Annotated in this window: 18 protein-coding genes; 9 read left to right on the top strand and 9 right to left on the bottom strand. The window is 67.6% G+C overall.

What is annotated here, in order from left to right:
* The first annotated feature begins 98 nt into the window (after positions 1-98).
* Complete coding sequence (locus tag L3N39_RS11575) at positions 99-2,090, top strand: peptidase U32 family protein (protein WP_237257492.1); 1,992 nt, start codon at positions 99-101, stop codon at positions 2,088-2,090.
* A gap of 3 nt (positions 2,091-2,093) precedes the next feature.
* On the opposite strand, the gene L3N39_RS11570 is transcribed toward L3N39_RS11575, so the two are convergent.
* The gene (locus tag L3N39_RS11570; RefSeq protein ID WP_237257491.1) at positions 2,094-2,246 is read right to left on the bottom strand and encodes a hypothetical protein; all 153 of its coding nucleotides are present in this window, start codon (positions 2,244-2,246) and stop codon (positions 2,094-2,096) included.
* Positions 2,247-2,512: 266 nt separating this feature from the next.
* On the opposite strand from L3N39_RS11570, the gene L3N39_RS11565 reads away from it, so the two are divergent.
* The 6 genes from L3N39_RS11565 (at position 2,513) to glpD (ending at position 11,227) form a co-directional block, all read left to right on the top strand.
* On the top strand, positions 2,513-4,882 hold the full coding sequence (locus L3N39_RS11565) for a helicase-related protein (RefSeq protein WP_237257490.1): 2,370 nt from the start codon (positions 2,513-2,515) through the stop codon (positions 4,880-4,882).
* Positions 4,883-4,933: 51 nt separating this feature from the next.
* Positions 4,934-5,698, top strand: a complete 765-nt coding sequence (locus L3N39_RS11560) for a YoaK family protein (RefSeq protein ID WP_237257489.1) — start codon at positions 4,934-4,936, stop codon at positions 5,696-5,698.
* Between the two features lie 204 nt (positions 5,699-5,902).
* On the top strand, positions 5,903-6,784 hold the full coding sequence (locus L3N39_RS11555; RefSeq protein WP_237257488.1) for an MIP/aquaporin family protein: 882 nt from the start codon (positions 5,903-5,905) through the stop codon (positions 6,782-6,784).
* Positions 6,785-6,796: 12 nt separating this feature from the next.
* Positions 6,797-8,305: a glycerol kinase GlpK gene (gene glpK, locus L3N39_RS11550; protein ID WP_237257487.1), complete on the top strand. Its 1,509-nt coding sequence runs from the start codon at positions 6,797-6,799 to the stop codon at positions 8,303-8,305.
* 132 nt (positions 8,306-8,437) lie between these two features.
* Positions 8,438-9,196, top strand: a complete 759-nt coding sequence (locus tag L3N39_RS11545; RefSeq protein ID WP_237257486.1) for a DeoR family transcriptional regulator — start codon at positions 8,438-8,440, stop codon at positions 9,194-9,196.
* Positions 9,197-9,649: 453 nt separating this feature from the next.
* Positions 9,650-11,227, top strand: a complete 1,578-nt coding sequence (gene glpD, locus L3N39_RS11540) for a glycerol-3-phosphate dehydrogenase (protein ID WP_250646535.1) — start codon at positions 9,650-9,652, stop codon at positions 11,225-11,227.
* Positions 11,228-11,233: 6 nt separating this feature from the next.
* Here the strand turns inward: glpD and L3N39_RS11535 are convergent, their stop codons facing one another.
* The gene (locus tag L3N39_RS11535; RefSeq protein WP_237257484.1) at positions 11,234-11,521 is read right to left on the bottom strand and encodes a cell division protein ZapA; all 288 of its coding nucleotides are present in this window, start codon (positions 11,519-11,521) and stop codon (positions 11,234-11,236) included.
* Entirely contained in the window at positions 11,518-11,745 is a 228-nt protein-coding gene (locus L3N39_RS11530) for a hypothetical protein (RefSeq protein ID WP_237257483.1), read from the bottom strand. Before L3N39_RS11530 ends, L3N39_RS11535 begins: the two co-directional genes overlap by 4 nt.
* Before the next feature lie 114 nt (positions 11,746-11,859).
* On the opposite strand from L3N39_RS11530, the gene L3N39_RS11525 reads away from it, so the two are divergent.
* Positions 11,860-12,186 (top strand): peptidylprolyl isomerase, encoded by a 327-nt coding sequence (locus tag L3N39_RS11525; protein ID WP_284691944.1) that lies wholly within the window; start codon positions 11,860-11,862, stop codon positions 12,184-12,186.
* A 40-nt stretch (positions 12,187-12,226) separates the two neighbouring features.
* Here L3N39_RS11525 and L3N39_RS11520 read toward each other — a convergent pair whose 3' ends face one another.
* A complete protein-coding gene (locus L3N39_RS11520; RefSeq protein WP_237257481.1) occupies positions 12,227-12,487 on the bottom strand; it encodes a DUF2789 family protein in 261 nt (86 codons plus the stop codon).
* A gap of 211 nt (positions 12,488-12,698) precedes the next feature.
* Between L3N39_RS11520 and L3N39_RS11515 the strand changes: the two genes are divergently transcribed.
* Complete coding sequence (locus L3N39_RS11515) at positions 12,699-13,163, top strand: DUF3597 domain-containing protein (RefSeq protein ID WP_237257480.1); 465 nt, start codon at positions 12,699-12,701, stop codon at positions 13,161-13,163.
* Between the two features lie 51 nt (positions 13,164-13,214).
* Here L3N39_RS11515 and L3N39_RS11510 read toward each other — a convergent pair whose 3' ends face one another.
* The 5 genes from L3N39_RS11510 to dgt form a co-directional block, all read right to left on the bottom strand.
* Positions 13,215-13,625 (bottom strand): HPF/RaiA family ribosome-associated protein, encoded by a 411-nt coding sequence (locus L3N39_RS11510; RefSeq protein WP_237257479.1) that lies wholly within the window; start codon positions 13,623-13,625, stop codon positions 13,215-13,217.
* A 273-nt stretch (positions 13,626-13,898) separates the two neighbouring features.
* Positions 13,899-14,159: a hypothetical protein gene (locus L3N39_RS11505; RefSeq protein WP_237257478.1), complete on the bottom strand. Its 261-nt coding sequence runs from the start codon at positions 14,157-14,159 to the stop codon at positions 13,899-13,901.
* A 120-nt stretch (positions 14,160-14,279) separates the two neighbouring features.
* Positions 14,280-15,095, bottom strand: a complete 816-nt coding sequence (locus L3N39_RS11500; RefSeq protein WP_237257477.1) for an inositol monophosphatase family protein — start codon at positions 15,093-15,095, stop codon at positions 14,280-14,282.
* A gap of 103 nt (positions 15,096-15,198) precedes the next feature.
* On the bottom strand, positions 15,199-16,407 hold the full coding sequence (locus L3N39_RS11495) for an ammonium transporter (RefSeq protein ID WP_237257476.1): 1,209 nt from the start codon (positions 16,405-16,407) through the stop codon (positions 15,199-15,201).
* Positions 16,408-16,693: 286 nt separating this feature from the next.
* Positions 16,694-18,172 (bottom strand): dGTPase, encoded by a 1,479-nt coding sequence (gene dgt, locus L3N39_RS11490; protein WP_237257475.1) that lies wholly within the window; start codon positions 18,170-18,172, stop codon positions 16,694-16,696.
* Positions 18,173-18,227 lie beyond the last annotated feature (55 nt).

Raw genomic sequence — 18,227 nt, 5'->3', positions numbered from 1 at the left:
CGCCCCGGCGGGGCAATCGCCGCCGGGCATGAACGGTCGCTGCAAAAAGCCGCCAAGCCATTACAATGCGCGGTTTTCGCCCCGACCGGTCTGCGCCCATGTCCCTGCCCAAGCACCACCTCGAACTGCTCGCCCCGGCCCGCGATGTCGCCATCGCCCGCGAGGCCATCCTGCACGGGGCCGATGCGGTGTACATCGGCGGGCCGAGCTTCGGCGCCCGGCACAACGCCGAGAACAGCGTGGCGGAGATCGCCGAGCTGGTGGCCTTCGCCCATCGCTTCCATGTGCGGGTGTTCGTCACCCTCAACACCATCCTCCACGACGACGAGCTGGAAGCGGCGCGCGTGCTGATCCAGCAACTCTACGACGCCGGCGTCGATGCGCTGATCGTGCAGGACATGGGAGTGATGGAGCTGGACATCCCGCCGATCGAGCTGCACGCCAGCACCCAGACCGACATCCGCACCCTGGAGCGAGCCAGGTTCCTCGACCAGGCCGGTTTCTCCCAGCTGGTACTGGCGCGCGAGCTGAACCTGCAGGAAATCCGCGCCATCAGCGATGCCACCGACGCGACCATCGAGTTCTTCATCCATGGCGCGCTCTGCGTGGCCTTCTCCGGCCAGTGCAATATTTCCCACGCGCAGACCGGGCGCAGCGCCAACCGCGGCGACTGCTCGCAGGCCTGCCGCCTGCCCTACACGCTCAAGGACGACCAGGGCCGCGTGGTCGCCTTCGAGAAGCACCTCTTGTCGATGAAGGACAACAACCAGAGCGCCAACCTGCGCCAGCTGGTCGACGCCGGCGTACGCTCGTTCAAGATCGAGGGACGCTACAAGGATGTCAGCTACGTCAAGAACATCACCGCCTACTACCGCCAGCGCCTGGACGACATCCTCGCCGAGCGCCCGGACCTGGCCCGCGCCTCCAGCGGCCGTACCGAGCACTTCTTCGTGCCGGACCCGGAGCGCACCTTCCACCGTGGCAGCACCGATTACTTCGTCACCGAGCGCAAGGTCGACATCGGCGCCTTCGACTCGCCGACCTTCACCGGGCTGCCGGTCGGCGAGGTACTCAAGGTCGGCAAGCGCGACCTCCAGGTGCGCACCCGCGAGCCGCTGTCCAACGGCGACGGCCTCAACGTGCTGGTCAAGCGCGAGGTGCTCGGCTTTCGCGCCAGCGTGGTGGAACCGCGCGGCGAGCAGGAAGAAGACGGCGAGCGCTGGCTGCATTACCGGGTCGAGCCGAACGACGGGCTGCCTGAAGGCCTGCAGCGCCTGCGCCCGCATCACCCGCTGAACCGCAACCTGGACCACAACTGGCAGCAGGCGCTGCTCCGGCCCTCGGCCGAGCGCCGCATCGGCCTCGCCTGGCAGGCCAGCCTGCGCCGCGACGGCCTGCAGCTGACCGCCACCAGCGAGGAAGGCGCGGTCGCCTCGGTTCGCCTGGACGGCCCCTTCAGCCCGGCGAACAAGCCCGAGCAGGCGCGCGCCGGCCTGCAGGACCTGCTCAGCCAGCTCGGCACCACGCTCTACCATGCCGAGTCGGTCGAACTGGACGCACCGGAGCTGTTCTTCATCCCCAATTCCCAGCTCAAGGCACTGCGCCGCGAAGCCATCGAAACGCTCGACGAGGCCCGTGCCGCCCTGCGCCCGCGCGCCATGCGCAAGGCCGAGAGCGTGCCGCCGCCGGTCTACCCCGAGGCGCACCTGTCGTTCCTGGCCAACGTCTACAACCACAAGGCACGTGAGTTCTACCACCGCCATGGCGTGCAGCTGATCGACGCGGCCTACGAGGCCCACGAGGAGACCGGCGAGGTGCCGGTGATGATCACCAAGCACTGCCTGCGCTTCTCCTTCAACCTCTGCCCGAAGCAGGCCAAGGGCGTCACCGGCGTGCGCACCAAGGTGGCGCCGATGCAACTGGTCCACGGCGACGAGGTGCTGACGCTGAAGTTCGACTGCAAGCCCTGCGAGATGCACGTGGTCGGCAAGATCAAGGGCCACATCCTCGGCCTGCCGCAACCGGGGTCGACCGCCGGCGTGGTCGGCCAGATCAGCCCCGAGGACCTGCTCAGGACCATTCGCCGCTGACCCTCAGCCCGGCGCGTCCCGCGGGGCGTCGGGCACGCCCTCGCCGGCCTCGTCGAAATCCGGGTCCTCGCCGGGCTCCGATTCGCCGGCATCGGTCTGGGTGATGTCCGGTTCCTCGTCCGGGGTGCATCGGTAAGGCGGCGGCACTGCGTTCATGCGGGAGCTCCGTTCGTTCGGGCACGCGGCCGGTTTGGCCAGCGCTCAATAGGCATGGACGGTGGAGGGCATCAACTGCCCGCGAGTTCCGTGCCCGCCCCCGGGCTGGCGCCCCGCACGACGCTGAACCAACCACCGCCGCGCGCACCCAATGAGCAGGGGCGGCCGCGCCGCGCACGATCTGCCGCAGGCGCTTTAGAATGGCCACTACAGGCGGGCAGCGCAGGCGAACGGCACCCGCACCATCCGCTCAGGGGACATCGATCATGGCCAAGGCCGAGGGCAGGCAGTACAAGGAAACCCGGCTGGAGCGCCTGCGCCGCTTCATCGCCTGGGCCGAGGCGCGGCATCCGGACTTCGTCGCCAAGCGCCACCACCAGCAGGAGTGGTTCACCCCCTACATCGGCTACCGCATCCCCGGGCTCGGCCGCGCCGCGCGCGCCTTCTGGCTCGGCCTGCAGGCCGCCGCCGTCGACGAGCTGCTGGACCAGCCGCCGCCGCACGGGCTGATCGAACGCGTGCTCGGGCGCGGCCAGGAGGCCTGGTGCTGCGAGGTCGACCTGTTCGGCACGCCGAAGGACTTCTGCCTGGCCCGGGCGCAGGACCTGCTGGCGCAGGAATGGGCCATGCGCCTGGCCGACAGTCCGCGCTGCGCGGCCTTCGAGCCGGCGGCCCGGCAGGCCGTCGAAGCCCACGTACGCGAGCGCCTGGCCATCCTCGAACGGCCCTTCGCCGCGATGAGCGCCGACGAGCGCCAGCGGGTGCTGGCGCGCATCCGCCCGGAGATCGGCCAGCTCGACGACTTTCTCGCCCGCGCCATCGACATCCTCAACGAGACCCGCCACGAGCTGCGCTACCTGGTCGAGCTGCGCCACGGCGACCTGCACCTGGAGATCCAGCGCCGCGTGCCGAAGCACGAGCACCTGCTCAGCGACGACGAGGTGCGCCGCCACAAGGCCGAGGACCGCCTGGCGCTGGAGGAAAAGTTCGCCCTGATGCTCGAGCACGCCGGCGACTTCGACCTCCAGCAGCTCGGCCACAAGCGGCTGGTCGAGCTGTTCCAGCTCGAGCCGCGCAAGCTGCGCCGCGCCATCACCCTCGCCCGCCGCGAGCATGCCGAGCGCATGGCCTTCGCCGTGCTGCTGGAGAACGACCCGCGCTTCGCCCACTACCACGAGCTGTACCCGGCGCGCCGGCTGACCCGCCAGTGGGTCGCCTACCTGGGCCCGACCAACAGCGGCAAGACCCATCGCTCGATCGAGGCGATGACGGCGGTCAAGCACGGCATCTACCTCTCGCCGCTGCGGCTGATGGCGCTGGAGAACCAGGAACGCCTGGAGGCCATGGGCGTGCCCTGTTCGCTGGTCACCGGCGAGGAGCAGATCATCCGCGAGGGCGCGACCCACTTCTGCTGCACGGTGGAGGAATTCGCCCGTTTTCGCAGCCAGCACTGGGACGTGGTGGTGGTCGACGAAGTGCAGATGCTCGCCGACGGCCAGCGCGGCTGGGCCTGGGTCGATGCGCTGGTCAGCGCCTACACGCCGCGCCTGCTGATGACCGGCCCGGCGCTGATCGAGCCGTCGCTGCGCACGCTCTGCGAGCTGTGTGGCGATCAGCTGAAAATCGAGCGCACCCGACGCCTGTCGCCGGTGGAAGTGGCACGCCGGGCCACCACGCTCAACGGCCTCGAGCCGGGCTCGATGCTGGTGGCCTTCAGCCGCAAGACGGTGCTCGAGCTCAAGGGCATGCTCGAGACCACCGGCAAGCGCGTCTCGGTGGTCTACGGCGCGCTGTCGCCAGAGGTGCGTCGCGAGCAGGCGCGGCGCTTCCGCGAGGGCGAGGCGGACCTGATGGTCGCCACCGATGCGGTGGGCATGGGCCTGAACCTGCCGGCGCACACCCTGTGCTTCTACACCGACGAGAAGTTCGATGGCGTGCAGAGCCGCCAGCTCAACGTCCAGGAGGTCAAGCAGATCGGCGGCCGCGCCGGCCGTTTCGGCCATCACGACGAGGGCACCATCACCGCCCTCGACCCGCAGACCCTGCGCGCCATCCGCGAACTGTTCCACAGCCCTGACCGCCCGGTGAGCCTGACCCAGTTCCAGGTGCGCCCGTCCATCGAGCACCTCGCGGCGATTTCCGAGCTGATGAACGAGCCGTCGCTGCTGCGCGCCTGGCTGACCTTCAACCGCAACATCAACTACGGCGCCGAATTCGTCTCGGTGCTGCCGGACGAGCTGGCCGAGTGGATCGGCCTGATCGACGACCCGCAGATCCCGCTCTGGCTGCGCTGGATCTTCGCCTGCACGCCGATCCGCGGCGGGCTCGAAGGCCCCGCCGCGCACGCCGCCCAGCAGTGGCTCAAGCGCGTCGCCGACGGCCGTACGGTGGACCTGCCGCGCCTGCTGCTGCGCAACGACCTGAGCTCGCTGGAGAGCTCGCTGCACGTGATCGAGACCTACCTGCACCTGGCGCGCAGCCTGCCCGACCGCTTCCCGCAGGCCGAGCAGGGCGAGGAGCAGCGCAGCCTGCTGAACCAGGCGATCACCCGCGAGCTGTCGCGCCAACGGCGGCCGCGGCACGGCGGGCGACGCTCCGGCGGCCCGGTGCGCCAGGGCCAGCGCTCCGGCCGCTGAGCACAGGCGTATACTCGGCGCCCTCTGCAGCCATCCGTCGCGGAGCAGCCCTTGCCGATCAACTACGCCCGCCGCCTTACCGATCGCCGCCGTTCGCGGCAGAGCAATCGCCAGCTGGGCCTGTGCCTGGCCTTCGTCGCCGGCGCCGCCAACGCCGGCGGCTTCATGGCGGTGCAGCAGTACACCTCGCACATGACCGGGATCGTCTCGTCGATGGCCGACTCGCTGGCCCTGGGCGACTACCGGCTGGTGCTCGCCGGCCTCGGCGCCCTGCTCTCCTTCGTGCTCGGCGCCATGTGCTCAACGCTGATGATCAACTACGCCCGCCGACGCCGCCTGCACAGCGTCTATGCCGCACCGCTGGCGGTCGAGGCCTGGCTGCTGCTGGGCTTCGGCGTGCTCGGCGCGCGGCTGATGGAGGTGCCGGGCTTCTTCGTGCCGCTGACGGTGATGCTGCTGAGCTTCATGATGGGCCTGCAGAACGCCATGGTGACCAAGCTCTCCAACGCCGAGGTGCGCACCACCCACGTCACCGGCATGGTCACCGACATCGGCATCGAGCTGGGCAAGCTGCTCTACGTCAACCGCTCGCGGCGCGAAGACCTGCCCAGGGTGCGCGCCAATCGCGAGCGCCTGCTGATCAACGCGCTGCTGGTGGCCTGCTTCTTCGCCGGCGGCGTGACCGGCGCGCTGGGCTTCAAGCTGATCGGCTTCCTCTTCAGCGTGCCGCTGGCCGCGCTGCTGCTGGCGCTGGCCACCGTGCCGATGCTCGACGACCTGCGTCTGGGCTGGCAGCTCTGGCGGCGCCGGCGCTGAACCGCACCGCCCCAGGCGCAGCCCACACCCACCGCGCGCCTGCACGACAGCGCACCCGTCATTTGGTTCCACCTGACCGCCTGGAAAATGTTCGATTTTTTACTTTGACAGCCGCGATATTTGGCTCTAGCTTTTCGTTTCCGAACAATTCCGAACCCATGCAGTGCTCGGAATAAAACAAGAAAAACGAACGAGGCTCTTCGCATGACAATCTCCACGGTCCCGACGCTCAAGGGACAATGCATCGCCGAATTTCTCGGCACCGCCCTGCTCATCTTCTTCGGCACCGGCTGCGTCGCCGCGCTCAAGCTCGGCGGTGCCAACCTCGGGCTCTGGGAAATCAGCATCATCTGGGGTATCGGCGTGTCGATGGCGGTGTACCTTGCCGCCGGCGTCTCCGGCGCCCACCTCAATCCGGCCGTCACCATCGCCCTTTGGCTGTTCGGCACTTTCGAGCGGCACCGCGTGCCGGCCTACATCCTGGCGCAGCTGGCCGGTGCCTTCTGCGCCGCGGCGTTGGTCTACGGGCTGTACAGCAGCCTGTTCATCGATTTCGAGCAGGCGAACCACATGGTCCGCGGCAGCCTCGAAAGCCTTGAGCTGGCTTCGGTGTTCTCCACCTATCCGCATGCCTCGCTGTCGTTCGGCCAGGCGTTCCTGGTGGAGGTGGTGATCACCGCAATCCTGCTGGCGATGATCATGGCCATCACCGACGACGGCAACGGCCTGCCCAGCGGCCCGCTCGCACCTTTGCTGATCGGCCTGCTGATCGCCGTGATCGGCGGTTCGATGGGCCCGCTGACCGGCTTCGCGATGAATCCGGCACGGGATCTGGGACCCAAGCTGATGACCTTCCTGGCCGGCTGGGGCGACGTCGCCTTCACCGGCGGGCGCACCATCCCGTATTTCCTGGTGCCGCTGTTCGCGCCGATTCTCGGCGCCTGCCTCGGCGCTGCCGGCTACAAGGCGCTGATCTGCCGGCACCTGCCCGGCGTGGGGTCGGCCGCCTGCGATGCACCGAAACCCAAGGAAAAGGTCTCTGCCGAAATGGGCTCCGCCCAGCCCGATATCAGCAAAGTTCGCTAAGGAAACGTCGCCATGAGCAACCAGAACAAGCAATTCGTCGTCGCCCTCGACCAGGGCACAACCAGCTCGCGCGCCATCGTGCTGGACCGCAACGCCAACGTGGTGACCATCGCCCAGCGCGAGTTCGCGCAAATCTACCCGCAGCCGAGCTGGGTCGAGCATGACCCCATGGAAATCTGGGCAACCCAGAGCGGCGTGTTCGTCGAAGCCTTGGCCCAGGCCGGCATCAGCAACGAGCAGGTGGCGGCCATCGGCATCACCAACCAGCGCGAGACCGCCATCGTCTGGGACAAAATTACCGGCCGGCCGATCTACAACGCCATCGTCTGGCAGAGCCGCCAGAGCACGCCGATCTGCGACCAGCTCAAGCGCGACGGCATGAACGATCACATCCGCAAGACCACCGGCCTGGTGATCGACCCCTACTTCTCCGGCACCAAGATCAAGTGGATCCTCGACCACGTCGAAGGCAGCCGCGAGCGCGCCCGCCGCGGCGAACTGCTGTTCGGCACCGTCGACTGCTGGCTGATCTGGAAGATGACCCAGGGCAAGGCCCACGTCACCGACTACACCAACGCGTCGCGCACGCTGCTGTTCGATATCCACAAGCTGGACTGGGACCCGGTGATGCTCGAAGCGCTGGACATTCCCCGCGAGATGCTGCCGGAGGTGCGTTCCTCCTCGGAGATCTACGGGCACGCCTACATCGGCTCGGGCCAGAGCACCGGCATTCCCATCGCGGGCATTGCCGGCGACCAGCAGGCCGCGCTGTTCGGCCAGATGTGCGTCGAACCGGGCCAGGCCAAGAACACCTACGGCACCGGCTGCTTCCTGCTGATGAATACCGGGACCAAGGCGGTGCAGTCCGAGCACGGCCTGCTGACCACCATCGCCTGCGGTCCGCGGGGCGAAGTGAATTACGCGCTGGAAGGCGCCATCTTCAATGGCGGCTCCACCGTGCAGTGGCTGCGTGACGAGCTGAAGGTACTCAACGAGTCACTGGATTCGGAGTACTTCGCCACCAAGGTGCCGGACAGCAACGGCATCTACCTGGTGCCGGCGTTCACCGGCCTTGGCGCGCCCTATTGGGACCCGCGTGCCCGCGGCGCACTGTTCGGCCTGACCCGCGGGGTCAAGGTCGATCATCTGATCCGTGCTGCGCTGGAATCCATCGCCTACCAGACCCGCGACGTGCTCGACGCCATGCAGCAGGATGCCGGCGAGCGCCTGCGCGCCCTGCGCGTGGATGGCGGCGCCGTGGCCAACAACTTCCTCATGCAGTTCCAGGCCGACCTGCTCGGCACCCAGGTCGAACGCCCGCAGATGAAGGAAACCACCGCCCTTGGTGCGGCCTACCTGGCCGGGCTGGCGACCGGTTTCTGGAGTGACCTCGACGAACTGCGCAGCAAGAGCAGCATCGAGCGCGTGTTCGAACCGGCGTGCGGAAGCGAACAGCGCGAAGCGCTCTATCGCGGCTGGCAGAAGGCGGTCGAGCGCACCCGCAACTGGGCCGAGGACTGAGAAGCCCACCCCGCGCCTGCCTGCGACCGGGTCGCAGGCAGGCGCGGTATTGCGCGAATTCGAACAAAGCGCGCTTTAATCGAACGTCAGACTGGGGCATGCTTCCGCCACCACCGCGAACAAGGAAGCCCCATGAGCCTGGCGCCCCGACAGCAGAACATTCTCGAACTCGTGCGCGAACGCGGCTATGTGAGCATCGACGAACTGGCCCGGCACTTCGCCGTCACGCCGCAGACCATCCGCCGCGACATCAACCAACTGGGCGAGGCCGGCCTGCTGCGGCGCTACCACGGCGGCGCGGCCTATGACTCCAGCGTGCAGAACACTGCATACAGCCAGCGCGCGCACCAGATGCGCGATGAAAAGCAGCGCATCGCCGCCGCCATGGCCGCACGCATCCCCGACCAGGCTTCGCTGTTCATCAATATCGGCACCACTACCGAGGCCATCGCCCGCGCCCTGCTCAACCACCGCGACCTGAAGATCATCACCAATGACCTGCACGTGGCGAGCATCCTCAGCACCAAGGAAGACTTCGATGTGCTGATCGCCGGCGGCAACGTGCGCAGCGACGGCGGCGTGGTGGGCCAGGCCACCGCCGATTTCATCAGCCAGTTCAAGGTCGACTTCGCCTTGATCGGCATCAGCGGCATCGACGAGGACGGCACCCTGCTCGACTTCGACTACCAGGAAGTCCGCGTCTCCCAGGCGATCATCCACAACGCACGCAAGGTGTTTCTGGCAGCGGACTCCAGCAAGTTCGGCCGCAGCGCCATGACGCGCCTGGGCTCCCTGGAGCAGATCGACTGCCTGTTCACCGATACCCCGCCATCCGAGGTGTTCGCCGAGCTGCTGGCCCGGCACAAGGTGCACCTGGAAGTCGCCGGCTAGGTTCGGCAGCCCTCTTCGCGGACAAGTCCGCTCCCACGCACGAGGTACGCCGGACCGGTGGGAGCGGTCTCGACCGCGAACAGCAGCCGGCACGCCGATCCGGCGTCTTGTGCCAGCGATCAGCCTCGCCAACCGGTTCAGCCACCTTCTTCGCGAACAAGTCCGCTCCCACGCACGAGGTACGCCGGACCTGTAGGAGCGGTCTCGACCGCGAACACCAGCACGCCCTCCCGCGTCTTACGCCAGGCCGCCGAAGCGATCAGCATCGCCAGCAGGCTAGGCAGCCATCTACGCGAACAAGTCCTCCCCATGCACAGGGTACGCCGGACTTGTGGGCGGTCGTGACCGCGAACCACGCGGCGAAACACCGCCCCCGTATGACGACAGGCCCGCTTCTTCCGTTTATCGAATTCGAAAACGATGCGCTTTCAATAATGCTCGATTACGAATAGCATGTTCAAAAACGAACATCGCTTTCGTATTGAGGAGGAACCCGTGCCCCACCTTGCCCAGCCCGTCTCCGAGCTTTATGACGTCGCCGTGATCGGCGGTGGAATCAATGGTGTCGGTATCGCCGCCGACGCAGCCGGTCGTGGACTATCGGTGTTCCTTTGCGAACGCGACGACCTGGCCAGCCACACATCCTCGGCCAGCAGCAAGCTCATCCATGGTGGCTTGCGCTACCTGGAACACTACGAGTTCCGCCTGGTGCGCGAGGCTCTCGCCGAGCGCGAGGTGCTGCTGGCCAAGGCACCGCATATCGTCAAGCCGATGCGCTTCGTGCTGCCGCACCGCCCGCACCTGCGCCCGGCCTGGATGATCCGTGCCGGCCTGTTCCTGTATGACCACCTGGGCCTGCGCAAAAAGCTGCCGGCCTCCCGCGGCCTGCGTTTCGGACAGGACAGCGCGCTGCAGCCGGCGATCACCCGCGGTTTCGAATATTCCGATTGCTGGGTCGACGATGCACGGCTGGTGGTGCTCAACGCCATGGCCGCGCGTGAACACGGCGCGCATATCCACACCCGTACGCAGTGCCTAGGCGCCAGGCGGGCCGGCGGAATCTGGCATGTGGAGCTGCAACGCGCGGACGGCAGCCGCTTCGCCCTGCGCGCCAAGGCGCTGGTCAACGCGGCCGGCCCGTGGGTGGCGCGGTTCATCGGCGACAACCTGCGGCAGCGCTCGCCCTATGGCATCCGCCTGATCCAGGGCAGCCACATCGTCGTGCCGCGCCTGTACGAAGGCGAGCAGGCCTACATCCTGCAGAACGAGGACCGGCGCATCGTCTTCGCCATCCCCTACCTGGGTCGCTACACCCTGATCGGCACCACCGACCGCGAATACCGGGGCGACCCGGCGCAGGTCCGTATCAGCGAGGAGGAAATCGCCTACCTGCTGGGGGTCGCCAATGCGCATTTTCGCAAGCAGACGACCGCGCAAGACATCCTGCACAGTTTTTCCGGCGTCCGGCCGCTGTGCGACGACGAATCGGACAACCCCTCGGCGGTGACCCGCGACTACACCCTGGCGCTGGCCGCCGAGCCCGGGCAAGCGCCGCTGCTTTCAGTGTTCGGCGGCAAGCTGACGACCTACCGCAAGCTGGCCGAGGCCGCACTGGCGCACCTCGAGCCGTTCCTGCCGCGGATGGGCGGGCGCTGGACGGCAACGGCGCCGCTACCGGGCGGCGAGGCGATGGCGACGCTCGACGGGCTGGCAGCCGAGATCGGCAACCGGATCAGCGGGATGGATGCCGAGCTGGCGCGGCGCTGGGCGGCGACCTATGGCAGCCGCGTCTGGTGCATGCTGGGCGGCGTGTCCTCGCGCGCCGGGCTGGGCGAGGCGCTGGGGCCAGGGCTCTACCGCGTCGAGGTGGATTATCTGGTCGCCGAGGAGTGGGCCAGCCAGGCCGACGACATCCTCTGGCGACGGACCAAGCTCGGCCTGGCCTTCAACGACGAGGACAAGGCGCGCCTGCGCCAGTACCTGGCCAGTCACCCCGGGTTGCCGGCGCGGGCCGACAGCGACGCGGCCTGAACCCCGCTAGCCGCCCTGTGCCTCGAGCTGCCGGCTGATCCGCGCGACGCTGGCGGCGATGCGCTGCTCGGCGTCACGCACCTGCTCGTGCTGCTGCAACAGCGGCACGCAGAGATTCAGCGCGGTGAGCACCAGCAGCTTGTCGCCGCTGGCATTGGGGAACTGCCGCTGGCTGTCGGCCAGGTGCCGCTGCAGCAAGGCCGCGGCTTCGCGCAGCGTGGCCTCCTGGCTGGCCGGCGCACGGAACGAGTAGTCACGCCCGAACACCTTCAGCACTTGCACCTCGCCGGTCATGCGGCGTTGCTACTGGTGGCGCGCTCGAGCAGTGCCTGCAGGCGCGCCAGGGTGGCGCCCTGGCGGTCTTCCTGTTCCAGCGCGGCGAGCTGCAGGTTGTCGTTTTCCTCGCGGGCCTGCTGCAGCTGCTGCTCGAGCAGGCTGCAGTGTTCGTTCAGTTGCTGGTTGCGCTGCAGCAGGTCGCTGATGACGGTTTCGAGCTGCGCGAGAGTGGTTTCAAGCATGGGAGCTGATTTCCGGGTCTTCTGAAAAAGCGCGCGAGAGTACCCGAAAGAGCGGCTGCCGGGGGCCTTCATTGCGCCTTCAGTGATCACCTCGGCAGCCATCGCCAAGGGCGGATGTTTGCGGTAGCCTCGGCGGCCTATTCGCAGAGGAGAGTTCCCATGGCACGCGCTACCGCCCGCCACATCCTGGTTTCCACCGAAGCCAAGTGCAATGAACTGAAAGCCGCCATCGAAGGCGGTGCCGACTTCGCCGAGCTGGCCCGCCAGCATTCCTCCTGCCCGTCCGGCCGCGATGGCGGCAACCTGGGCTCCTTCGGCCCGGGGCAGATGGTTCGCGAGTTCGACACCGTGGTGTTCAGCGCACCGCTGAACCAAGTCCAGGGCCCGGTGAAGACCCAGTTCGGCTACCACCTGCTGGAAGTCACCAGCCGCCAGGACTGAACGAAAAAAGGCCCGGTTTCCCGGGCCTTTCTCTTTGTGCTCAGCGCGGGGCGCCCGCCCTGTCGCGATTTTCGTGCAGCAGCACGTTCAGCTCGTCCACCACCGGCTCCCAGGCATCGTCGCTGGCCAGCGCATCGCGCAGCATCTGCGCCTGGGCGGGCGTCCAGAACGAGGCCTCGGTCAGCTTGACGTCATCCGGCAAGGGGTAGTGCTCGGCGATGAAGGCGTCCATTCCGGCCTGATCCGAAGGCAGGCCGAGCTGCTCGAACAGCAGTTCGAGGGTCTTGGCGACAGGTTCCATAAGCTTCTCCCGGGGTCGATGCGGCCTGGCCGCGTGGTCTTGCAGCAATAGAGGGCCGGCTGCCCGCCGCGGTTCCACGACGCGCGCCACTGGTTGCTGCATGGCGGTCGGCGCAAGCGACGGCCGGCCAGCTCGACGCGATGCCCAACGCGAATGGTTTGGCCGAGCCGGTGGTCTAACCTCTACCTTCCACGACGATGAGGACAACGCCATGGGTCTGTTCGACCGCATCAAAGAGAAGCTCGGCCTCGGTGACACATCCAACGAAGCGCAGAAACCATCCGGCACGACGCCCACCACCAGCGCCTCCACCAGCAGCGAACAAGGCGCCACCCTCGGCAACCAGCCGTCGGCCACCTCCAACGCCACGCTCGCTCCCGGCCAGGACCTGAATGCGCGACCTGCCGGCCTGTCGCAGGTGGACGTCGCGGCGAAGCTCGACGGCATGGCCGCGAGCCATGCTGAAACCCTCAACTGGCGCACCTCCATCGTCGACCTGATGAAGCTGCTCGGCATGGACAGCAGCCTGGAGTCGCGCCGCGAACTGGCAGTCGAACTGGGCTGCCCGGCGGAGAAGATGAGCGATTCGGCGCAGATGAACATGTGGCTGCACCGCGAGGTGCTCAAGCGTGTCGCCGAACACGGCGGGACCGTGCCACCGGAACTTCTCCACTAGAAACGACAAGGGCCGCCTCGCGGGCGGCCCTCTGTGGTCAGGGGTGGTCGATCAGGCCAGGCGGGCCTGCTCGTCGGCGAGGAAATCCTCCTCCAGCAGGGCATCGCTGGCGCCACTGGAAACCACCTCCTGGGCCGTACCTGCGCCACGCTTGGCGCGCGCCTTGCCGAACTGGTGGCCAAGCGCCTTGTCGAGCTTCTCCATGGCGCCGTCGATCGCCAGCTCCAGGGCTTCGGCCTTATGGGTCACCGAGACCGGCGGCAGGCCCTTGGGCCGCGCCTCCATCTGGCAGCGCTTGTCCTGGGCGCCGGCCTTGTCTCCGTTCTCGTCACTCAAGTGCACGACGATCCGCGTCAGATCATCGCTGTAACGCTCCAGTCGGCTGGCGACACTGGCACTCACCCAATCTGCAAGCCGGGCACTGCCGTCGATATGGTTATCGCTGTGAACCTGGATCTGCATAAGTCGTCCTTACCGTGGCTTCTGGACTGGCCGGCCTTGTCGGTCGGCCTTGGCTCCAGCTATGCCACTGTCGGGCCGCGTATGCAATGGGTAAAAACACCCGGCGGCGATGCCCGGCCATCCCGCCGCCGGCACGTTCGCGGCACCCGGCGCGGCGTTGCGAACCGATGCCGACGGTTGCCGGCCCGTTGGCGGCAAGCGACTTGCGCCGGTGCAAATGCAACAAAATGCGGGCCGCTCGCAGGCGGCCCGGAGATGACGGCACAACGACACTCAAGCGGCCTTGGAAAACAGCGCGTGGCCGTGGTCGAGCGCCTGGTCCACCAGCCAGCGACCATGCGCCAGCGAGAGCCGCTGGGCTACCTGCAGGTCACTGCTGAAGCCATTGTTGGTCGCCACCGGCAGGCGCCGGGTGGTGTGGCCGGCCGGGTCGGTGATGCGACAGCCACAGGCCCAGGGCGTCGGTGCGCCCGGGTACTCCATGACGTCGGCGATGATGGTGTGGTCGCGGTAGGTGCATTGCATCGTGCTCATGGTGGTTACCTCGCAATCAGCCCTGGCTACGCCCCGGCGACCGCTCGGCTCCTGCCGCGCCGGGGTCCGATCAGGCTGCGCCCTGCAGCGCCGCCGTGCAAGCGGCGCCGACGAACGTGCTCAGGTATCCAGCGAAGGGCCGACCATCTGCGCCAGCTGCGCATAGACGCCCGGACAGGCGACCAGGTAGGGATTGCCATCGAGCAGGCCGTCGCCGCGGAAGAAGTCGTTGACCAGGCCGCCGGCCTCCTTCACCAGCACCAGCCCGGCGAGGCAATCCCAGCTCTTGAGCTGGGTCTCGTAGTAGCCGAGCAGCCGGCCGGCCGCGACATAGGCGGTCATCAGCGCGCCGGAGCCGTTGCGCAGGAACATGCCGCCCTCGGCCAGCAGCTTTTCCAGGAACGGGATGAAATGCTCCTTGCCGCGCGGGTGGAAGGTACCGGTACCGGTCAGTCCCTCGCTGACGTGGGTCGCCGCGCTGGCCTTCAGCGGCTGGTCGTTGACGAAGGCGCCGCGGCCCAGGCAGCCATGGAAGAGCTCGTCATGGTTGGGGTCGGCGATGACCCCGACATGCGGCCGGCCATCGACCATCAACCCCACCGATACGCACCAGTTGTGCAGCCCGTGCAGGAAGCAGGCGGTGCCGTCGATCGGGTCGATCACCCAGACGCAGCGGGCCTCGAGGTCGGCCGCCCCGCTCTCCTCGCCGAGGAAGCCGTCCTCGGGAAAGCGCTCGGCCAGCCGCGCACGCAGGAACTGCTCGATGCGCTGGTCGGCGATGCTGACCACGTCCTGCCGGTAGGCGCCCTTGTGCTCGACGACCAGCGTGCCGCGTTCGCGGTACAGCTGCATGCCCATCTGCGCTGCCTCATGGGCCAGGGCGCGAGCGAAGGCATAGCGGGCATCGATGTCGGGGGCGTGGTCGGACGCGGTCATGGGCAGGCTCCTGTTGGCGGAGGCGCGATTCTAGACAAGCGCCATGACAAGCGACACCGCGCATCGGGCCAGCGGTCGAGAACCACTGGCCCGAGGGAGGAACTCAGTCCTGGCTGACCGCACCGATGCGGTGGATCGACAGGTCGGCACCATTGAATTCCTCTTCCTGCGACAGGCGAATGCCGAGGGTCGCGCGCAGCAGGCCGTAGACCGCGAAGCCGCCGGCCAGCGCCACGACGACGCCGAGCGCCGAGCCGATCAGCTGGCTGGCCAGGCTCACGCCACCCAGCCCGCCGAGCCAGTGCTGGCCGAACAGGCCACAGGCCACCCCGCCCCAGACGCCGCACAGGCCATGCAGCGGCCAGACGCCGAGCACGTCGTCGATCTTCCACTTGTTCTGGGTGGCGGTGAACGCCCAGACGAACAGCGCTCCGGCGATCGCCCCGGTGGCCAGCGCACCCACCGGGTGCATCAGGTCGGAACCGGCGCAGACCGCGACCAGCCCGGCCAGCGGGCCGTTGTGCAGGAAACCCGGGTCGTTGCGCCCGACCAGCCAGGCCGAAGCCGTGCCGCCGACCATGGCCATCAGCGAGTTGACCGCGACCAGCCCGCTGATGCCTTCGAGCGACTGCGCGCTCATCACGTTGAAGCCGAACCAGCCGACGATGAGGATCCACGAACCCAGCGCCAGGAACGGGATGTTCGACGGTGCGAACGCCACCAGTCGCCCGTCGCGGTAGCGCCCGTTGCGCCGGCCGAGCAGCAGCACCGCGCCGAAGGCCAGCCAGCCGCCCATCGCGTGGACCACCACCGAACCGGCGAAGTCATGGAAAGCGGCGCCGAAGGTTGCCTCCAACCAGCCCTGCAGACCGAGGTTGCCGTTCCAGATCAACCCCTCGAAGAAGGGGTAGACGAAGGCGACGATCAACAGCGTGGCGCACAGCTGCGGGCCGAACTTGGCGCGCTCGGCGATGCCACCGGAGATGATCGCCGGAATCGCCGCGGCGAAGGTCAGCAGGAAGAAGAACTTCACCAGCGCGTAGCCGTGGTCGGCCACCAGCTGCTCGGCCGGCGCCAGGAAGGTCACGCCGTAGGCGATCCAGTAGCCGATGAAGAAGTAGGCCAGGGTCGACACGGCGAAGTCGGTGATGATCTTCGACAGCGCATTGACCTGGTTCTTCAGCCGCACGGTGCCCACTTCGAGGAAGGCGAAGCCCGCGTGCATGGCCAGCACCATCACCGCGCCAATCAGGATGAACAGGGTATTGGAGCCATGCACCAGGGTCTGCACGGCACTATCGAGGTTTTCCATGGGTTGTTCTGCCTCCGGGGAAATCGCACCAAAACGGCAACCATGAAAAACGCGACGCACCAACATGCGTCATTCCCGGCCAGGCGGTGCGTCGGCTCGTGCTGCGCCAGCACTGATATCGACCCGCCACCACTAGCCAAGTAACTGATTTTCAACGAGTTGCAATTTTCGCGAGGAAACCGGCCTGCGCCATGTTGGCGCTTGACCGGCACTCACTGCACCGAGTCAATGCAAGCGCCATACCAGCGCCGTGCGGCAATGCCTCGCTTTGGTGCCCGGCGCTCTGCTAGATCACCTGCAGAGCGCGGTATTCGTCCCAGGCGTGCTGGTCGGTCATGCCGCTGACGAAGTCCTGCAACATGCGGGTGCGCAGGTAGAACTCCCACAGCGGCCAGTCGGCCGCCGCCGGATCGAGGTGGCTGAGCGCCTCGTGGTAGGCCTTGACCAGCAGGCTGGGCAGGCGCCGCGCCAGCATCTGCAGGTGCGGCTCCTCGCGGCACTGGCCGACGGTCAACTGGCCGAAGGTCGCCGGGGCAACCCGCAGCAAGGGCGCGTAGTGCTCCAGCAGGCCCTGCAGGACGCGATAGCCCTGCAGTTGCAGGGTCTCGACCTCCGGATGGCAGAACACCCGGGCCATGGCCACATCCTTGAAGGTCGCGACGATGGCGTTGGGCAGGCTGCTGTCCTCGAGCAGCGCGCGGTCCAGGGTGCCCTCGTGGATCGCCTCGATGTTGTCGATGAACTGCCGCGCCGCATGCTGCACCAGCGGGTGGATGACATTGACGCGCAGCCAGATGAAGAACTCGCCACTCCTGTTGATCGGCTCGCGCGCCGCACGCTCCAGCGCATAGCCGACCATGCTGCGAAAGCTGCGGGTGCTGCCCGGCACCGGCTGGTCGGGGCAGCCATGCTCGGCGAAGCGCTCGACCAGCAGCTGCGCCAGCTGCTCGATGCTGAAGATGCCCTTCTCCACCGCATCCTCGATGTCGGCCAGGCAGTAGGCGATGTCGTCGGCGGCTTCCATGATGTAGGCCACCGGATGGCGGGTGCCGGGCTGCATGCCGAGCGCCTGGTACAGCTCGCCGACGAAGCCCTGCTCGGACAGGTAGAAGCCCGGCTTCTTCTGCAGGTAGGCGCCGGGCGTGCCCTTGGGTGGCCGGGGTGCGTAGGCCGGACGCACGTATTTGAGCAGCCCGGCGCTCTGCACGTAGGTCAGGTTCAGGCGCAGCAATGTCACCACCAGGCGCAGCGCCTGGGCGTTGCCTTCGAACTGCTTGAGGTCGCGCAACATGCGGGCACGCAGCTCGTCGTCGCCCTGCTGGCCGAGGGCCTGTTCGAACAGCGCGTCCAGGTGGTGCTCGAACCACTGGCCGATGGCGAACTCGCCGAAATGGCCGAACGGCGGGTTGCCGATGTCGTGCATCAGGCAGGCCATTTCCACCAGCGTTTCCAGCGCGCCGTCCAGACCCTGCAGGCCATAGTCCGCGGCGCGCTCGCCGAGCTGCTTGTACAGCGTGCGGACGATGAAGCGCCCGGTCTGCTGCACTTCCAGCGAGTGGGTCAGGCGGCTGCGTACGGCCGCGTTGCGCTCCAGCGGGAACACCTGGGTCTTCTGCTGCAGGCGGCGCACGGCCGCGCTATTGATGATCCGGCCACGGTCGCTTTCCAGCTGGTCGATGAGCGCCGCGAGCGCGTCTTCGCCCGGCTGTTCCACCCTGCCATGCGGGCGCTGGCGGGAAATCCTCTGTTTGAAGTCGATGGCCACGGCTGTGCTCGAAGGTCGGTGAAGCCCCGGAGCCTACCCCGTCGCGCCACGCTTA

The sequence above is a fragment of the Pseudomonas oligotrophica genome (assembly GCF_021726475.1).
GTDB classification, from domain to species: domain Bacteria; phylum Pseudomonadota; class Gammaproteobacteria; order Pseudomonadales; family Pseudomonadaceae; genus Stutzerimonas; species Stutzerimonas oligotrophica.
This window is presented reverse-complemented; position numbering and strand designations above follow the sequence as displayed.